Source organism: Halomonas llamarensis, assembly GCF_023555005.1.
Classification (GTDB): Bacteria; Pseudomonadota; Gammaproteobacteria; order Pseudomonadales; family Halomonadaceae; genus Vreelandella; species Vreelandella llamarensis.
In genome coordinates this window covers 42458-59832 of sequence record NZ_JAMJPJ010000020.1, presented here as the reverse complement: position 1 = coordinate 59832, position 17375 = coordinate 42458, and the positions used below count along the sequence as shown (strand labels likewise).

Genomic DNA, 17375 nt, shown 5'->3' with positions numbered 1-17375 from the left:
TTGCAGGCCAGTCCCGTCTGCCATTGTGCCGCTCCTTGGATCATGACGAGTAAATGAGAAGCGATTAGAATAGCGAGCGGGGGCCAAAGAGCAAGGCCTGAAGGGCAAGTGACAGAGATGTCTTACATACTTGTAAGAGATCTCTTACAAATCAGGCAAAAATTCGCCCGCGCTATCGTGATCAATGGTTCGGACAGTTTTAAAGAAAGCCTGATGCTCAGATAATGAGGTTTCTCACAACACCACGACCCGAACGCAGGCTTTCATGGAAATAGTCAATACGGTCTTGCAGCAGATATCCAGTCTCAAAAAGCCTCAGCGGCGATTTATGCTTCCCTTGCTGAGGAGATGTGCCACTACTGCGCTATCGCGTCATAAAACTGTCCGAACCATTGGATGTAGAACGGTGCCTGCAAATGCAATTATCGGACAAGTAGCGCTAGATATTAAATTTCATTGCCCTCTTCAGAACTCATTGGGCCACTACCATCGATCCACTCTCTGGACAGAGCGTCGCTGTACCTGCTTTGCGTCGCTTACTTGACCGCTGAATTTATCATGATAAATTGAATATAAGGTGCCAATGAGCACCACGCTGCGACACACAATAAGCAAGGGGTCTCCCATGACAGAACACAACACGGCGGCGGCAGCTCATCCTCGCAAAAAATGGTACCAAACGGTCCCGGACCCAATGGTGCTGATCTTCATGATTTTGGTCGCGACCTATCTGCTGACCTTTATTATTCCTCCCGGTGAGTTTGAGCGAACGACACAGGACGGGCGTACCGTCGTCATCGCCGACTCGTTCAGGTATTTAAACGACGTGGCCGCCATGTCGCCCTTCAATATTTTCGTGGCGATTCCGGAAGGCCTGATTTCTGCCTCGCAATATCTCTTTATCGTATTTATCGCTGGCGGCCTGTTCCACATCCTGCAAAAAACCGGTGCGCTCGAAAACGCCATTGGCGTCGCGGTTCACCGCGTCGGGATCGAACGCCGCAACATGATCATTACCGTTGGCACGTTCATTTACGGTTTTTTTGGTGTTGCAGTGGGGTTTGAAAACAATATCGCGCTCGTCCCCATTGCCGTGCTCATTGCCAGCGCCATTGGGTGCTCAAGTTTGGTAGGCACCACAATGGCGGTGGGTGGTATTGGTATCGGCTTCGCGCTGTCGCCGATCAATCCGTACACCGTTGGTGTGGCGCAAGGGATTGCCGAGTTACCCACTTTTTCGGGCGCCTGGCTGCGTACCCTCATGGTGATTACATCGCTCGCCTTGCTGTCGCTGTATATTTGCAAACGCGTCGTCAAGATGGACTTTGAAGAGCCGGACAACGCCGAGTCGTTAAGCAAACCGCTAAGCGAATACCGACTGACCAAGCGGAATATTTTAACGATGGTCGTTTTTGTTGGTGGTTTGGCCGGGATGCTGATCGGCGTTTTTACCCGCGGCTGGTATATCAATGAGATTGCCGCCACCTTTCTGTTGTTGGCGATCATCATCGGCGCACTCAACGGCCTCTCGGCCAACGGTATTGTCAAACAGATGATGGAGGGCGCGTCGGGTGTCACCGCAGGCGCGCTGGTGATCGGGGTCGCGGCGTCGATTCAGGTCATTCTGGAGCAAGCCGTGATTATCGACACCATTGTCAACTCCTTGAGCACCATGATCGACAACATTCCCCCGCTGTTCTCAGCCATCGGGGCCAGTGTCGTCCAAGGCGTTATCAACCTGTTCGTGCCCTCGGGCTCCGGGCAGGCGTTGGTCACCATGCCAATCCTGATTCCTGTCGCCGACTTGGTCGGCATGAGCCGCCAGTTAATGATCACGGCCTTTCAGGTCGGCGACGGCTTGACCAACCTGATTGTACCTACCTCAGGCGGCACCCTTGCGATGCTGGCCCTTGGCCGCGTTTCCTATGCGCAATGGTTAAAAGCCATTCTGCCCTTTATGGTTGTGGTCTATTTGCTAGCCTGGGTGGGGTTGATCATCGGCCATTACACGGGCTATTGATCAGCAATCTTATGACGCTTTCACTTGTTCACGTTCACCCTGAAACAGGCTCCGTGGCCACGCTTACCGCAACCGGTGGCGTGGCGGTGGGTGGCTACGTTCATCATTGCTGGCGGGGCAAAGGCGCGTGCGTTACCCAAGGCCGCTACACCAACCCCTGGTATCCCGTACTGATCTACGACGCACTGAGCCAAGGCGCATCCGCGACTGAGGCACTGCAAGTAGCAGTCTCTCGCGATGACCATCCCGAGCATCGCCAATGCCTCGTCATGGATAGTCATGGGCAAGCCAGTGCGCATAACGGATACGCTAACCTACCCAGTGTCGCCACCAGCCTATACCCAAGCGTTGCAACGGCGGGCAATATGCTAGGTAGCCCCGAGGTAGTGGCGTCTTTGGCCGAGCGTTTTATCCAACTCAGCTCGCTCAACAGTGCAGCCGTCCTGCAAGATAGCGCACTCCCCGAGTTTGCTCCCAATCACGACCCGCAACTGCTCAACCATTTACTCTCCGCGCTGGAGGCCGCTCTTGTCGCGGGTGGTGATGTCCGAGGTACACGCTCGGCCGCGCTACGCATCGAATCTTTTTCTCAACCGCCCATTGACCTCCGGGTCGATTGGGCAGAAGACGTTATTGAAGCGCTGCGAAAGCTTGAAACACGCTTTAGAGCGGCCGATTTTAAAGCATTTTGGCAACAGCTACCGCTGCGCTGATGACGTTCTGATGGAGTTTTTTATGCCTCAACACACCCCGCACGCTCCGTTCGCTGAAGGTCAGATAGGGCACGATTTATTAACCCGTCTAGACGAAGCAGCGCGTTACTCTCAGCCCGGCCCTGGGGTAACACGACTGTTCTGCTCGCCCGAACACCGCCAAGTGCTCCCCCTGATTGAACAGTGGATGGAACTCGCAGGCCTGACCCCCGAACTAGATGCTGCAGGCAGTCTGGTCGGTCGCTGCCCCAATGCTCAAGCTGGCAAGCCTACACTGACATTGGGATCACACCAGGACTCGGTCGTTGAAGGCGGCAAGTACGACGGCATGCTCGGTATAGCCGTCCCACTGATCGCGTTAGAAGCCCTGCGCCGTGAAGGCATTACGCTACCTTACGGAGTAGAAGTCGTCGCCTTTGGTGATGAGGAAGGCGTGCGTTTTCCGACGACACTTGTTGGCAGCCGTGCGCTCGCCGGCACCACTGACCCACAGCAACTCAAGGCACGCGATAAACAAGGGATTTCTTTAAAAGAGGCGCTGCGCAGCTTCGGCGTAGAACCAGATGGCATTCCTGCCCTGGCCCGTGACCCTGCCAATACGCTGGGTTTTGTGGAAGTGCATATCGAACAAGGACCTCGATTGGAACAGCATGATCATGCCGTCGGTGTTGTTACGTCTCTCACCGGTATTGAACGTCATCAAGTGACGGTGAGCGGCAAGGCGGGGCATGCGGGAACGACCCCAATGCCGGGCCGCCACGACGCCCTGGTCGGGGCATCCGAAATGGTGCTGGCCGTGGACAGGGTACTGCAAACCACGGAGGGCCTGGTCGGCGTCGTCGGGCAGTTGGATGTCCACCCCAATGCGGTGAATGTGATTCCCGCCTCGGTCACCTTTACGGTCGAACTTCGTTCCCCGCAGTCAGAAACAAGGCAACGAGGTCATGAGACGATTCAGGCCGCCCTGGACGAAGTGGCTGAACGCCGGGAACTGACTCTTTCAATGGACAACACCTATCGAGCCGATGGCGCTCACTGCGCCGAATGGATCATGCATGGCCTAGAGCAAGCCTGCGCGACCGTGGAACAACCCACCGACCGGATGTTTAGCGGCGCAGGGCATGATGGCTTGGCCATGCAGGATGTCACTGATATCGGCATGCTTTTCGTGCGTTGTAAAGAGGGCTTGAGCCACCATCCCGACGAAAGCATTTCAGCCGAAGATGGCGAAGCGGCGGTACGAGTTATCATGGCATTTTTGCAGCAACTTGATGCCTTTAGATGCCGCTAGGCCAAAAGTTCAGGCAAGAAAGCACGCCTGACTTGGGCTTCCTGGTGGTTCATGACACGCTGGGCGTCCAGCATGTGCTCGCGCATTATTTGAAAGGCAGTGTCAGCGTCCCCAAGCTCAATGGCATCCAAAATTTCGGCGTGATACCGACAGCCCGTCTGACCCAGATCATGGGTAACGGGCTCATAGAGGCGGTGATACATCGTCAAGTCTGAAAGTATTTGAATCGTAAAGCGAATAATAAAAGTGAGCAGTTGATTCCCACCTGCCAGTTCCGCGAGCATCAAATGAAAGTTCAGCGAGTCGAAATGCTGCCGCCGCTCGGTTTCGATATCTTCACACGGCGTGTCATAGCTGTGCAGACTCTCACGCAAGCGCGCCATGTCTTGCTGGCTGACCTTACCGGCTAACGAAGCGGCTAATTCAGGCTCCAGTGCCAAGCGAATCTGATAAATATCCTGGACGGAAATATCTTTAAAGAACAAATAATTACTTAATAAAGACACCGCTTTTTCATCGCTCACTGCTTTCACAAAAGCACCACCACCTGGACCGGTGCGCGTCTCTACTAGCCCCTGGGCTTCCAATACCCGCGTACTTTCGCGCACCGTCCCTTTCGATACGTTTAGTATTTCAATGAGTTCTGCTTCGCTGGGAAGTCGATCTCCAGGTTTCAGATGGCGATCCACAATCCAACATTTAATGGTTTCGGCCACTTGGTAGGGACGCCGTGGTGATGCTTTTTTTACCATGCTATCGATCACTGCCTGTCTATGAAGAGGTTTAGGGTAACAGAGCCAGAGCCGACGTTTCGCTAGCGTTTAAACCGTCCCGGGATCTGCTGGCGGCTGACAAGGGCTATAACAGCGAACATATTCGTTAACAGGTCGAAGCAAAGGGCATGGTGGCCTTGGCCTGCGGCTTTTTATGGCTACCCATGTGAAAGATCCACCGGCCTTAGAAAACTCCACTTTTATTATCAATGGTCAGCTAAACATCATTCCCATGGTTTCATTATGTATGATAAACATTAACTTCCACTTAATAGTTAATTTATGTCAACCCCATTATTTTCGCGAGTTTACGACTTACGCTTTTTAGCGTGCCAATTTATGCCCGACTTGAGCGGCGATAATCCAGCCACTGACACTCATCAGTACATAAAGCACCGCCAACGACGCTTGCCCACGCTGCCAAAGCAGTAGCGCTTCTAAGCTGAAAAGAGAGAAGGTGGTAAAACCGCCGCAGAAACCGGCAAACCAAAAGCGATGCCAGCGGGAAACGTGGCCCTGCGGGTGCATCAGCGCATGGGCTGCCAGCCAGGCAATGAGCCCCGAGCCAATCATATTGACGGCGAGCGTTCCCCAGGGAAATAAAGGCCCCAGCGTTTGCAGGGCACCTATCGCGATCACATAGCGCAACCCGGCGCCGAGCGCTCCGCCAAAGCCAACGGCGGCATAGGTTTTGAGTGAATTGTTATCACCTGGATGACGGGCTGTCATAGTGTTACCCCAACACCTGCATAAACACATCGCCCGTCGCAGAGCCCGTAACATAGCCCACAGCGGCCAAGGCAATGCCGCCCGCCACACTGGTTAGCAGATAGTTCGCTGCCGCTTGTCGGCGCGTTTGCTGCCACAGCGTGAGCGTTTGCAGGCTCAGCGACGACACCGTGGAGTAGCCGCCTAAAAGCCCCACGGCGGCGATCCCCCAGCCTAAACCATCGAGCGACACCTCAAGCACTTGCCAAGCGCCAAATACAGCGCCGAGCAAGAGCGCCGCCGACAAATTCACCGTCAGCGTGCCCCAAGGAAAGCGCTCACCCAAGCGGCGCGAAACCGCGTTACCTAACCACAGGCGCAGCAAGGCGCCTAATGCACCGCCGAACATCACGCCCATCAGGCCTGTCACTGTTAACATGCCATTTCTCCAACATTAGATTCTACGCCATGACACCACCGCTCTACTTAGGCCTGCCGATGTGGGCAAACCTTGATTGGCAAGGTAGCCTCTACCCGCCCCATGCCAGAACCGAGTTGCTTCGTGACTATGCCGCCGTTTTTACTAGCGTGGAAGGCAACACCACGTTTTACAGCGGTACCCCGAACGCCGCGACGGTCAGCGCTTGGGCACGTCAAACGCCCGAAGCGTTTCGTTTCTGCTTTAAACTGCCGGCCTATGTGACTCACGAGCAACGCTTAAACCGCTTAGACGCGGCATGGGCTTTTTTAGACGCGCTCACCCCGTTACATTCCCGACTCGGCCCGACCATGGTGCAACTGCCACGCGATTTTGGCCCTCGCGAGCTACCCAAATTAGAAACGTTGCTCGCTGCCTGGCCCGCCCATTTGCCCTGCGCGGTGGAAGTCCGCCACCCAGAATTTTTCCACAAAGGAAGTGCCGAGCGCGACCTTAACCAATTGTTGATAACTTTTCATGCTAACCGTGTGATGCTGGATGTACGCCCGCTCTTTTCCACGCCATCCCAAGGCTACCCAGGCCTTGCACATGCCCAGCAAGAAAAGCCGAAACTCCCGTTACACGTGCTTTCCACGGCAGAAAATCCGGTGATTCGTTACATTGGCCATCTTGACAAACGCATTAACAGTGACTATTTCGAGCCGTGGAAAAAGCAGCTCAGTCTGTGGATAAATCAGGGGAAAACCCCTTTCTTATTTGTGCATACTGCGGATAATCGACACTCACCGGCGCTAGCTCACCACCTATATCAACAGCTGGCTGAGCATACCCCCTTACCCAAGCTCCCTGCATTTGCGGCGGCAAAGCAAGCCCCGCTGTTTTAACGCCTTTTCAGCTAACCCGACTGGCATGCACGCGCTTGATCAGATAAATTGCCCTTACTTTCGGAAAACGCTGGCAATTCGACATACGATTGCAGCTATCTTTAGCTGTTTTCGCACGTCACATTCCGAAACGGTGCGTTAATGCATCAACAAAACAAAGTACTACAACGCAATCCAATAACAGGTGATGTATGGCAAAACTTGCACATGCGCAATGGTCATCGAAAATGGCATTTGTGCTCGCCGCTGCGGGTTCCGCGGTCGGCTTAGGGAATATTTGGCGCTTTTCTTACCTTGTCGGTGAGAGCGGCGGTGCAGCGTTCGTACTCGTTTATCTCGCCTGCGTGGCATTAGTGGGCGTGCCGATTTTGATATCCGAGTGGATGATTGGCCGACGCGGGCAGAAAAACCCCATCGATAGCATGGCGGAACTCGCCGAAAAGAGCGGCAAAACCAGAGCTTGGGCCCTGGTGGGTTTCAGCGGCATGCTGGCTGGGTTCTTAATCCTGTCGTTTTACAGTGTCATTGGCGGCTGGTCGCTTAACTACACCTTAAGCGCAGTGATGGGTACCTTTAACGGCCAGGATGCGGACAGTATCGGGGCGATCTTCACCGGTATGCTGGCAAGCCCCGGTACGCTGCTCTTATGGCATTCGGCCTTTATGCTGCTGGTCATTGGCATTGTTGCCCGCGGCGTTACCAAGGGCCTTGAAAGCGCGGTGCGCGCCTTGATGCCAGCACTTGTGGTCCTGATGCTGATTTTGGTCGGCTACGGCATGACCACCGGCCACTTCGGCGAAGCACTTGCCTTCATGTTCAGCCCTGACTGGGGCGCGCTAGATGGCGGCGTGGTATTAGCGGCGATGGGACAGGCGTTCTTCACGCTCTCGCTGGGCATGGGCATCATGATGGCCTACGGCTCTTACCTGGGCGAAGACGTCAAGCTACTCAGCACAGCGCGTACGGTGATTATTCTTGATACGGTGATTGCGTTACTCGCCGGTCTTGCGATTTTCCCTATCGTATTTGCCAACGGCTTAGATGCCGGAGAAGGCCCAGGGCTGATCTTTATCACGCTACCCAACGCCTTTGGCAACATGGCCGCCGGTGTCATTCTCGGCCTGATGTTCTTCTTGTTGTTGACCTTTGCCGCGCTCACCTCGGCCATTTCGTTGCTGGAACCAACGGTCGAGATGCTAGAAGAACGCACGTCATTACCGCGTGTTACGGCCACGATCGTCAGCGGTATTGCCGTGTGGCTACTGGGTATCGCGGCGCTGCTGTCGTTTAACGTTTGGTCTGAGTTTTTGATCTTCGGACTCAATATCTTCGATCTTTTGGATACCTTCACCGCGAAGATCCTGCTGCCATTGACTGGCTTGGGCGCCGTTGTCTTTGTTGCGTGGCGCTTGGATCGTAAGAGTGTGGAAACAGAGCTTGAACTCTCTGCTACCGGCCTTAGCGTGTGGAATATCGTGGCACGTGTCATCGCGCCCATTGGGGTTATTGCGGTATTTGTCACCGGCTTTATGTAAAAAACCGGCGCTACCACGATAACCCCAACGCCCTGCCGCCACGGCAGGGCGTTTTTATTGTGCGCCAGGCATGGCGCGTAGCGCCTTGACAGGTGCTGTTCCTGGGGGTGGTGCCTCAGGATGACTTGGGGGTGAAAGTCCCCTACGGACCCTGATAGCGGGAACCGTTAGCTGAACAGCAAGGGTGTCTGCCGCAAGGCAGAATCTGAAGGAAGCTGAAGGCAAACTCCCGGCCCGACGAACAGAAATCGCATACGAGGCTATCGCACCTGGGCGAGAGTGCAATGATCCTCAAAGCCCCATCGCTATCCGGAAGGGGCGATAGTAAATGCGGCGGGTAGGTAGGAGGAAGGTCGCGCGTCTTACCCTGGGAGGTCTGGTGGTCTGCCACGGTGCTACCGGCGTCGAGAGGCGACGGGATGGACCACCAGACGTCAGCCGAAGCCATAGTAAGTGCCGGTTCACCCCGGCACCAAGGGCCGAACATGAAGAACCGCGAGTAGGCGATAACGTCTCGAGGATCGATCATGAAGACAGAAACCGACGCTAATACCGTCACTCACCCAGAAGGGCAGGCGCAGTACGCCGCGCCCCAGCCGGTGAGCGTCGAGACGAGCCCGGCGTCATTATCGTGGACGAAAGCGGAGTCAACCTCGCTCATGGAACGGGTCGTTGACCCGGAAAACATGGAGCGAGCTTACCGTCGGGTGGTCACCAACAAAGGCGCCCCGGGTGTCGATGGCATGACGGTGCACCAACTGGGTGATCACCTAAAGCAGTACTGGCCAACGCTGCGCGAGCGGCTATTGGCCGATGAGTATCACCCCAGCCCGATCCGAGCCGCCACGATCCCCAAACCCAAGGGTGGGACGCGGCAGCTTGGTATTCCTACGGTTACCGACCGCTTAATCCAGCAAGCGCTATCCCAGGTGCTCATGCCGATCTTCGACCCAGCGTTCTCCGCGTCGAGTTACGGCTACCGCCCCAAGCGGAGTGCCAAGCAGGCCGCCTTGGCCATGAAGGCCCACGTCACCGCCGGTCACCGCTGGGTGGTCGATCTTGACCTGGAAGCCTTCTTCGACCGCGTGAATCACGACCTGCTGATGGCCCGGGTGGCGCGGCGCGTTGACGACAAGCGCGTGCTGCGTCTGATCCGCCGCTACCTGGAGGCGGGCATGTTCCAGCACGGCTTGCCCACGCCAAGGCGGCAGGGCGCGCCCCAAGGCGGGCCACTCAGCCCGCTGCTGGCGAACATCCTGCTGGACGACATGGACAAGGAGCTGGAACGCCGAGGCCACCGCTTCTGCCGCTACGCTGATGACGTGCAGGTGTATGTCAAAAGTCAGCGAGCAGGCGAGCGTGTCATGGAGAGCTTGAGTGAGTATCTCGAGAGCTCACTTCGGCTGACGGTCAACCGTACGAAAAGTGCGGTGGATCGGCCATGGAAACGCGGCTACCTGGGCTACAGTCTTACTCGGCACAAGCAGTCGAAACTGACGCTCGCCAAGACCAGTCTGAAGCGTATGATGCAGCGTGTCCGTGAGATCCTGAAGCGTGGCAGGGGGCGTCACATCCAGCGAGTGATCAAGGAGTTGGCACCCACCCTGCGGGGTTGGGCCAACTACTTTGACCTCGTTGATGTAAAGCGCCCGCTGGAAGCGCTGGATCAATGGATACGCCGCCGCTTACGCGGTCTGATCTGGCGGCAATGGAAACGCCCAGCAACTCGGCGGCGTAAGCTGCGAGGGCTGGGTCTGGACGCATACCGGGCTTGGAAATCGGCGGGCAATGGGCGAGGGCCCTGGTGGAATGCAGGAGCCTCGCACATGAATCATGCCCTGCCGAGGAGATGGTTCAACAACCAAGGGCTGATCTCAATACTCGATACGGTAAGATGGCTTAACCGTTGTTCATGAACCGCCGTGGTACGGAACCGTACGCCCGGTGGTGTGAGAGGACAGGGGAGGCGACTCCCCTTCCTACTCGATTTGGCGACCCGCACAGGCTTAGCGCTAGGTTTAGTGCAGTTCGTGCTCGATGGGTTCTTCGTCGTGCTCGGGCAAATCCGCAATCTCTTGCGAGAGCTTCTGGAACTCGCGGTGCAGCTCAATGCCACGGCGGGCGCGTAAGTTGCGTTGCGCGCACGCGCGCTTACGCTGGGTGTGTTTATCGACTTCCATGCTCATAAAAATATCGAGCAGTTCGCTTTTAACCGAGGTGACTCGTTCGACATTACGCATAATCGACGCTCCTTCGGGGGCTGTTTTCAACAGCTGACCTTATCCACAGTGACGTTTCCCGCCTGCCTACATCCCGTTTTTCCGTGATGATGCAGTGCGGCACTGCTCGTTTTACTATAACGCAGTTGACAAAATGATGAAGGCCACAGCAAAAAAACGTCCACGCCTTTTAAACGCGCCGTCCGACACAACCGCGATGCTGCCCATTTTGCTCATGACTCAGGCATACTGTTGGCTTAAACGCTACTTGCACCGCACACATCAATAACGAAGGAGCTGACCGTGAGCCGCGCCCTGTTCGATGAAATGAGACGCCGCATGGAGCACTTTCGCCGCTCCGAGCAAAAAGTGGCGCGCTTTGTGCTGCGAAACCCGGAAGAAGTGATCCACATGCGAATCGTGGACTTGGCCACTGAAGCCAAGGTAAGCGAGCCTACCGTGGTGCGGTTTTGTCGTGCGCTAGGCTGCAACGGTTTTCAGGATTTCAAGCTCCAGCTGGCGCAAATGCTCGCGACCGGCACCCAGTTTGCACAGTTCTCGATGAACGATAGCGACTCGGTCGCCGAGTTCTCCCACAGCATTTTCGATTCCACCGTGGGCACGCTTCTCTCGGTGCGCGACCGCCTAGACAACAACGCCCTAGGCCGCGCGGTCAATGCGCTGGCGATGGCCAACCGGGTAGAGTTTTATGGGTTCGGCGCCTCCGGCGCGGTGGCGTTTGATGCCCAGCACAAGTTTTTCCGCCTACAGATTTCCACCTCGGCCTACGCCGATCCGCACATGCAGAATATGTCGGCGGTGACGCTCAAAGAAGGCGACGTCGTGGTGGCGATCTCGCAAACCGGGCGCACCAAGGCGCTGATCGCCAGCGTTCGACTTGCCCGCGAAGCCGGGGCCACCGTCATCGGCCTATGCCCCAGCGACTCACCGCTGTCGAAAGAGGTGAGCTTGCCGCTTTATATTGATGTCCACGAAGACACCGAAATCTACACCCCGATGAGCTCGCGGATTGCCCATCTAGTGTTGGTAGACGTGCTCGCGGTGGGCGTTGCCAAAACCCGCGGTCCCAAGCTTGCCGAGCAACTCAAAGCGGTGAAAAAGAGCCTCAACCCGCTGCGCTTTCCCGAAGAGGGCCAGTAGGAGAACAGGCGACGTCTATGGTTAACCTCTCTGTGGTAGACTGAGCGATCATTTTTCGACCCCGGCAGCGGCTTTTATGGATGACGTCACGGCGATTCTCGATCAGCTCAACGGCGATCAGCGTGAGGCGGTAAGCGCCCCGCAAGGCAACCTACTGGTGCTGGCGGGCGCCGGCTCCGGCAAGACCCGCGTACTGGTCCACCGCATCGCTTGGCTGATGCAGGCGGAAGGGCTTTCGCCTTATGCGCTATTAGCGGTGACGTTTACCAACAAGGCCGCGCGCGAAATGCGCACCCGTTTAGAGACGCTACTGGGTATTTCGCTGCGCCACGTCTGGGTCGGCACCTTTCACTCGATCGCCCACCGGCTTCTGCGCACCCACTGGCAGGACGCCCGGCTGCCGCAGCACTTTCAGATCATCGATAGTGATGACCAGCTACGCCTGGTCAAGCGCCTGCTGAAAGACTTCTCCATCGACGATGAACGCTTCCCGCCACGCCAGGTGCAGGGATTCATTTCCGGCTGCAAAGAAGAAGGCCTGCGCCCACATCAGGTCGACGTTGCCGGCGATGCCTACATAGGGCAGATGGTCGAGCTTTATGAGCGTTATCAGCTAACCTGCGATCGTGGCGGGTTGGTGGATTTCGGCGAGCTGCTACTCAGAAGCCTGGAGCTGCTGCGCGATAACCCGGCACTGCTCGCCCACTACCGTGCGCGCTTTGGCCACGTGCTGGTGGACGAGTTTCAGGACACCAACACTTTGCAGTACGCCTGGCTGAAGCTGATCACCGGCATGGAAATTCCCATGACCGTAGTCGGCGACGATGACCAATCGATCTACGGCTGGCGCGGCGCCAAAGTGGAAAATATCCGCCGCTTCGAGCAGGAGTTTCCCCAGGTCAAAACCGTACGCCTGGAGCAGAACTACCGCTCCACTAGCGCGATTTTGGAAGCCGCCAACACGCTGATCAGCCACAATAGCGAACGGATGGGAAAAAACCTGTGGACCGAAGGCGCTGAGGGCGCGCCGATTTCGGTTTACGCCGGGTTTAACGATCTCGAAGAAGCACGCTTTATCGTCGATACCATCAAGGAGAAAGTCGACGAAGGCTTGAACCGTCACGATATGGCGATTCTCTACCGCTCCAACGCCCAATCGCGGCTACTCGAAGAGTCGCTGATTCGCCAAGGCATGCCTTACCGCATCTATGGCGGTCACCGCTTCTATGAGCGCTTGGAGATCAAAAACGCCCTGGCCTACCTGCGCCTTTTGCTCAACCGCGACGACGACGCCTCACTGGAGCGGGTGATTAACGTGCCCACTCGCGGCATCGGCACGCGCACGGTGGAAATTATCCGTCGGCACGCCCGCGAGCACAGCGTCTCACTATGGCAGGCGCTTCACGACACTGCACAAGACAGCACGCTCAAAGGCCGAGCGGCCAATGCCGTACAAGCGTTTGCCAACCGGATCGAGCAGCTCGATAACGACGCCGCCGGACTTTCGCTACACGAGATCATCAATCGCGCCATCACCCGCACCGGCTTGATTGAGCACCACCAAAGCGAAAAGGGCGAGAAAGGCCAGGCTCGGGTGGAAAACTTAGAAGAACTGGTCAACGCCGCTCGCGCCTTTACCCAGGGCGATGTATTTGACGCCCCGGAGGCTGGCGAGGGCATGGCCGCGCTGGAGGCGTTTTTATCCGAGGCTGCCCTCAACGCGGGCGACCACGAAGCCGAAGCGTTCGAGGACAGCGTACAGCTGATGACGCTGCACTCGGCCAAAGGGCTAGAATTCCCGGTGGTGTTTATCGCCGGCGTCGAAGAAGGGCTGTTCCCGCACAAGATGTCGCTTGAAGAGCCCGGGCGCTTGGAGGAAGAGCGTCGCCTTTGCTACGTCGGCGTCACCCGCGCGATGCAAAAACTCTACCTCACCCACGCCGAAACCCGGCGCCTGCACGGCAAGGAAATTTTCCCCCGCCCCTCGCGCTTTTTGCGCGAGTTACCACCGCACCTGTTAGAAGAAGTACGCCTACGCGGCCAAGTCTCGCGCCCGGTCACCGCGCAGCGCTCAAGCTTCGCCCAGCAAAGCGTGGAAGGCGACGGCGATTTACCCAGCCTGCACGTCGGCCAAATGGTGGAACACCCGGTGTTCGGTGAGGGGATCATTCTCAACGCTGAGGGCGAAGGCGCCCGTGCCCGCGTGCAGGTAAGCTTTGAAGGCGAAGGGGTTAAATGGCTGGTGTTAGGGTTTGCCAAGCTGACGCCACTGTAGACATGACGCCTGTGTGCTTCAGGGCTTACAGCATCTATACGCCGTAAAGAGGGCCTTATGAAACAACGCTTAAAACGCCTATTCCCTGAAGTGTGCAACGGCTGGTCCGAACTGAGCGGCTACCACCGTTTTGAACGCTTGGTCTCGCTGGTACTGACCGTTGCCATTGCCGGTGCCGTGCTGGTCGCTATGTACTATCTGGTGATTCATGTGGTGCAGCTTTTGTTCATTGAAAGCCGCGACCCGTTCGACTACCGCGTGTTCCAAGCCCTGTTCGATATGATTCTCACCGTGCTTATTGCGATGGAATTCAACAACTCCATTATCCGCACGATGACCAGCGGAAAAGGCTTTATTCACGTCGAAATCGTGGTTCTGATTGCTATTATGGCATTGGTGCGCAAGTTCATGGTGCTGGATATGGAAGTCATTGACCCTTGGCAAATTGGCGCACTCGCCGGGGCGGTGTTGGCTTTGGGAGGCTGCTATTGGCTGGTGCGTCATGCCAATCGCATGAAAGACGCCTCCGATGAGTAATCAGAAAGCTTGCGGGCAAAAATCGCTTTAACGCATACTGGCTTGCGGACACTGCGCCTTGCGCGCTTACATAAAAACCATACCTGTTCGGAGTCTTGCTCATTATGCAACGCCGTCACTTTCTCAAAAACACCCTAACAACCGCCGGCCTGGGTGCCGCCGGTGTCGCTGCCGCGCCGTTTATTTCCACCGCCAAGGCGCAAGAGACCGTCACCTGGAACATGGTCACCTCGTGGCCGAAAAACTTTCCTGCGCTGGGGACTGGCGCCAACGAATTTGCTCAGCGCATTGAAAGCCTTTCCGGCGGGCGCATGCGCGTGCGCGTTCATGGCGCGGGCGAGCTGGTCCCGGCGCTCGAAGTTTTCGATGCCGTCTCCGCAGGCACGGCGGAAATGGGCCATTCGGCCTCTTATTATTGGCGCGGCAAGGTCGCGGCGTCGCAGTTTTTTACTGCCGTGCCTTTCGGTATGACGGCCCAAGAAACCAACGCCTGGCTGTATTACGGCGGCGGTCAAGAACTCTGGGATGAAGTGTACGCCAAGCATAACCTCAAACCTTTCCCGGTGGGCAACACCACGACGCAACCCGGTGGTTGGTTTAAAAAAGAGATTAACTCGCTGGATGACCTACAGGGCGTAAAACTGCGCCTGCCGGGGCTGGCGGGCGAGGCGATGAACCGCATCGGGGTAACCACCGTTAACATGCCCGGCAGCGAAATTTTCACCGCCATGCAAACCGGCTCACTGGACGCGGCCGACTGGGTAAGCCCTTATAACGATTTGGCTTTCGGTCTGCACCAAGTGGCGGATTACTACTATACCTCGGCGTGGAACGAACCAAGTGCCATCCTCGAAGGCACCGTCAACCTAGACGCCTGGAATGCCCTGCCCGACGACTTGAAAGCCGTGGTCACCGAAGCCGCTCGCGCCTCGAATCTTTCCATGATCAGCGAGTTCACCTTCCGCAACGCACAGGCGCTGGAGACGCTGGTTAACGAGCACGACGTCAAGCTTCGCGCCTTCCCGGAAGACGTGATGCAAGCACTTTATGAGGCCTCAAACGAGGTGATCCGCGAGCAAACCGAAAACGATGCCGACTCCAAGAAAGTGTACGATTCCTATCGCGCTTTCCAGGACACGGTACGTCCTTCAACGGACAGCGGCTTATTCACCTACCTGAAAGCCCGCGCAAACGTCGGCGCCTAACGGCGCGATTGCCGCGCCACCGGGGTACGGCTAAACGCCCCGGTGGCGTGCTAGGCTCAAGGCCTATTAACCATCGCTGCCATGCACGGCGCGAATGCGCCCGTTGTCATCGAGCGCCACCATCACAAAGTGCGCTTCGGTGACCTTTTGTCGTTCATGTAGGCTCTGGCCATGAGGCGGACGTACCCAGACTTCGACATCAATCTTAATTGAGCTATGACCAATCTCACGCACATGCGTGTAAACACTCACCATCGACCCTACACGCACCGGGCTGAGAAAATCCATTGCCTCAACCGCCACCGTCGCGTTACGGCCGCCCGCTTCACGCCCGGCCGCTAGTTCCGCTGCTTGATCCATCTGATTGATCAGCCAGCCACCGGAAATATCACCATAAAGGTTGGTATCCTGGCGTGAAGCCAATAGCTTAAGCGTTAGCTGGCCCGCGGGGGCAGGTATGTCATCCACTTCGTTATGCAAAAGAGCCTCGTTATTTGAAAACGTCATAATCGCGTCGCTTATTGTGTTTATTGTGGTGAAATAGGAAAGCTGAGTTTTAGCGCTTTATCCACAGCAACATTTATTGCTGCGTCGCAATAATTGGTTGCAGTTAACCATAAGAGGATGCGCGTTTGAATAGTCGCGTTTTATCTTTATGCCGTAGAGCCGCGCCCATTTGGCTTACCCTGCTACTGGGGTTGGCGTTTCCACGCGCCGATACGCAGGCGTCGCCGGTGGGCGGCACTTTAGGGGCGGTCGGCTCTGACACCATGGCGGGCTTAGTGTTGCGCTGGGGTGAGGCGCTAAAGCAGCGCTATCCTGAAGTGAGAATTCAATTCCAAGCCGCCGGCTCGGCCAACGCGCCGCCAGCGCTAATCGCCGGCACCACCCGGTTGGGCCCGATGTCACGCCAGATGACACCTGACGAGAAGCAGGCGTTTACGACGCGCTATGGTTACCCGCCGCTGGAGCTAAAAGTCGCCCGCGACGCGCTGGCGGTGATTGTTCACCGCCATAACCCGCTCAACACACTATCACAACGCCAAGTGGATGCCATTTTTTCGACCTCGCGTGAGTGCGGTGCAAGCGCCCCTATCACCCGCTGGGAAACACTGCTGGGCCCGTCCGAGTGGCCGTTTCGTCATATTGCCCTGCATGGGCGTAACACCGCCTCGGGCACCCACGAGCTCTTTCAACAACGCGCGCTTTGCGGCGGTGAATTTCGCCACAATGTCAGCGAGCACCCGGGCACCTCGCCAGTGGTCGCTGCAGTAGGCGAATCCCCCGGTGCCATGGGCTACGTGGGCTATTCACATTTAAACGCACTGGTGAAAGCCGTGGGTCTTTACGACGGTGACGGCAACGCCATCGCGCCCAGCGAAGAGGCCATTCAAACCGGGGCCTACCCGCTGTCGCGCTATTTATACCTCTACGTTAACGCACCGCCCGATGAACCATTGCCGCCCGCTGAGCATGCCCTGCTGGCGCTGATATTTTCACCCGAAGGGCAGAAAATTGCCCGTACCGCTGGCTTTGTGCCACTGTCAGAGACGGTACGCCAGCAGCAAGCCCGCCGGTAGTCGTTGTCACGGAAATGTCACAAACATGTCTTACG

16 protein-coding genes are annotated in these 17375 nt (G+C 56.7%); 11 read left to right on the top strand and 5 right to left on the bottom strand.

Annotated elements, in window-relative coordinates:
- The first annotated feature begins 625 nt into the window (after nucleotides 1–625).
- From M8006_RS12180 to M8006_RS12170, 3 genes are read left to right on the top strand one after another with little or no spacing between them, the layout of a single operon-like run.
- A complete protein-coding gene (locus tag M8006_RS12180) occupies nucleotides 626–2020 on the top strand; it encodes a YfcC family protein (protein WP_250082563.1) in 1395 nt (464 codons plus the stop codon).
- A gap of 11 nt (nucleotides 2021–2031) precedes the next feature.
- The gene (locus M8006_RS12175; RefSeq protein WP_250082559.1) at nucleotides 2032–2733 is read left to right on the top strand and encodes a DUF1028 domain-containing protein; all 702 of its coding nucleotides are present in this window, start codon (nucleotides 2032–2034) and stop codon (nucleotides 2731–2733) included.
- Nucleotides 2734–2755: 22 nt separating this feature from the next.
- A complete protein-coding gene (locus tag M8006_RS12170) occupies nucleotides 2756–4024 on the top strand; it encodes a M20 family metallo-hydrolase (protein ID WP_250082558.1) in 1269 nt (422 codons plus the stop codon).
- Here M8006_RS12170 and M8006_RS12165 read toward each other — a convergent pair.
- The 3 genes from M8006_RS12165 to M8006_RS12155 all read right to left on the bottom strand — a co-directional run bounded on the left by M8006_RS12165 (nucleotide 4021) and on the right by M8006_RS12155 (nucleotide 5944).
- A complete protein-coding gene (locus M8006_RS12165) occupies nucleotides 4021–4788 on the bottom strand; it encodes a FadR/GntR family transcriptional regulator (protein WP_250082556.1) in 768 nt (255 codons plus the stop codon). The two genes, M8006_RS12170 and M8006_RS12165, sit on opposite strands and share 4 nt — an antisense overlap.
- A 333-nt stretch (nucleotides 4789–5121) precedes the next feature.
- Complete coding sequence (locus M8006_RS12160; protein ID WP_250082554.1) at nucleotides 5122–5526, bottom strand: fluoride efflux transporter FluC; 405 nt, start codon at nucleotides 5524–5526, stop codon at nucleotides 5122–5124.
- A 4-nt stretch (nucleotides 5527–5530) separates the two neighbouring features.
- Nucleotides 5531–5944, bottom strand: a complete 414-nt coding sequence (locus tag M8006_RS12155) for a fluoride efflux transporter FluC (RefSeq protein ID WP_250082553.1) — start codon at nucleotides 5942–5944, stop codon at nucleotides 5531–5533.
- A 29-nt stretch (nucleotides 5945–5973) separates the two neighbouring features.
- Here M8006_RS12155 and M8006_RS12150 point away from each other — a divergent pair, with 29 nt between their 5' ends.
- The 3 genes from M8006_RS12150 (at nucleotide 5974) to ltrA (ending at nucleotide 10279) form a co-directional block, all read left to right on the top strand.
- On the top strand, nucleotides 5974–6828 hold the full coding sequence (locus tag M8006_RS12150) for a DUF72 domain-containing protein (protein WP_250082552.1): 855 nt from the start codon (nucleotides 5974–5976) through the stop codon (nucleotides 6826–6828).
- Between the two features lie 191 nt (nucleotides 6829–7019).
- Nucleotides 7020–8363, top strand: a complete 1344-nt coding sequence (locus M8006_RS12145; protein ID WP_250082550.1) for a sodium-dependent transporter — start codon at nucleotides 7020–7022, stop codon at nucleotides 8361–8363.
- Nucleotides 8364–8890: 527 nt separating this feature from the next.
- A complete protein-coding gene (gene ltrA, locus M8006_RS12140; protein ID WP_250082548.1) occupies nucleotides 8891–10279 on the top strand; it encodes a group II intron reverse transcriptase/maturase in 1389 nt (462 codons plus the stop codon).
- A 102-nt stretch (nucleotides 10280–10381) separates the two neighbouring features.
- Here ltrA and M8006_RS12135 read toward each other — a convergent pair whose 3' ends face one another.
- Entirely contained in the window at nucleotides 10382–10603 is a 222-nt protein-coding gene (locus M8006_RS12135) for a PA3496 family putative envelope integrity protein (protein ID WP_250082546.1), read from the bottom strand.
- 282 nt (nucleotides 10604–10885) lie between these two features.
- Between M8006_RS12135 and hexR the strand changes: the two genes are divergently transcribed.
- From hexR to M8006_RS12115, 4 genes are all read left to right on the top strand, one after another.
- Nucleotides 10886–11743 carry a transcriptional regulator HexR gene (gene hexR, locus M8006_RS12130; protein ID WP_250082544.1) on the top strand — a complete coding sequence of 286 codons (858 nt, stop codon included), beginning with the start codon at nucleotides 10886–10888 and terminating at the stop codon, nucleotides 11741–11743.
- A 76-nt stretch (nucleotides 11744–11819) separates the two neighbouring features.
- On the top strand, nucleotides 11820–14018 hold the full coding sequence (uvrD, locus tag M8006_RS12125; protein WP_250082543.1) for a DNA helicase II: 2199 nt from the start codon (nucleotides 11820–11822) through the stop codon (nucleotides 14016–14018).
- A 57-nt stretch (nucleotides 14019–14075) separates the two neighbouring features.
- Nucleotides 14076–14555, top strand: coding sequence for a phosphate-starvation-inducible PsiE family protein (locus M8006_RS12120; RefSeq protein WP_250082541.1), 480 nt, complete (start codon nucleotides 14076–14078; stop codon nucleotides 14553–14555).
- Nucleotides 14556–14659: 104 nt separating this feature from the next.
- Nucleotides 14660–15760, top strand: a complete 1101-nt coding sequence (locus M8006_RS12115; protein ID WP_250082539.1) for a TRAP transporter substrate-binding protein — start codon at nucleotides 14660–14662, stop codon at nucleotides 15758–15760.
- 66 nt (nucleotides 15761–15826) lie between these two features.
- On the opposite strand, the gene M8006_RS12110 is transcribed toward M8006_RS12115, so the two are convergent.
- Nucleotides 15827–16267 (bottom strand): acyl-CoA thioesterase, encoded by a 441-nt coding sequence (locus M8006_RS12110; RefSeq protein ID WP_250082537.1) that lies wholly within the window; start codon nucleotides 16265–16267, stop codon nucleotides 15827–15829.
- Between the two features lie 125 nt (nucleotides 16268–16392).
- On the opposite strand from M8006_RS12110, the gene M8006_RS12105 reads away from it, so the two are divergent.
- On the top strand, nucleotides 16393–17340 hold the full coding sequence (locus M8006_RS12105; RefSeq protein WP_250082536.1) for a PstS family phosphate ABC transporter substrate-binding protein: 948 nt from the start codon (nucleotides 16393–16395) through the stop codon (nucleotides 17338–17340).
- The last annotated feature ends 35 nt before the right edge of the window (nucleotides 17341–17375 follow it).

What these genes read in the sequence shown, in the direction of transcription:
- M8006_RS12180 (WP_250082563.1), top strand. Translation starts at nt 626, where the DNA reads ATGACAGAACACAACACGGCGGCGGCAGCTCATCCTCGCAAAAAATGG.
- M8006_RS12175 (WP_250082559.1), top strand. Translation starts at nt 2,032, where the DNA reads ATGACGCTTTCACTTGTTCACGTTCACCCTGAAACAGGCTCCGTGGCC.
- M8006_RS12170 (WP_250082558.1), top strand. Translation starts at nt 2,756, where the DNA reads ATGCCTCAACACACCCCGCACGCTCCGTTCGCTGAAGGTCAGATAGGG.
- M8006_RS12160 (WP_250082554.1), bottom strand. Translation starts at nt 5,526, where the DNA reads ATGACAGCCCGTCATCCAGGTGATAACAATTCACTCAAAACCTATGCC.
- M8006_RS12155 (WP_250082553.1), bottom strand. Translation starts at nt 5,944, where the DNA reads ATGTTAACAGTGACAGGCCTGATGGGCGTGATGTTCGGCGGTGCATTA.
- M8006_RS12150 (WP_250082552.1), top strand. Translation starts at nt 5,974, where the DNA reads ATGACACCACCGCTCTACTTAGGCCTGCCGATGTGGGCAAACCTTGAT.
- M8006_RS12145 (WP_250082550.1), top strand. Translation starts at nt 7,020, where the DNA reads ATGGCAAAACTTGCACATGCGCAATGGTCATCGAAAATGGCATTTGTG.
- ltrA (WP_250082548.1), top strand. Translation starts at nt 8,891, where the DNA reads ATGAAGACAGAAACCGACGCTAATACCGTCACTCACCCAGAAGGGCAG.
- M8006_RS12135 (WP_250082546.1), bottom strand. Translation starts at nt 10,603, where the DNA reads ATGCGTAATGTCGAACGAGTCACCTCGGTTAAAAGCGAACTGCTCGAT.
- uvrD (WP_250082543.1), top strand. Translation starts at nt 11,820, where the DNA reads ATGGATGACGTCACGGCGATTCTCGATCAGCTCAACGGCGATCAGCGT.
- M8006_RS12120 (WP_250082541.1), top strand. Translation starts at nt 14,076, where the DNA reads ATGAAACAACGCTTAAAACGCCTATTCCCTGAAGTGTGCAACGGCTGG.
- M8006_RS12115 (WP_250082539.1), top strand. Translation starts at nt 14,660, where the DNA reads ATGCAACGCCGTCACTTTCTCAAAAACACCCTAACAACCGCCGGCCTG.
- M8006_RS12110 (WP_250082537.1), bottom strand. Translation starts at nt 16,267, where the DNA reads ATGACGTTTTCAAATAACGAGGCTCTTTTGCATAACGAAGTGGATGAC.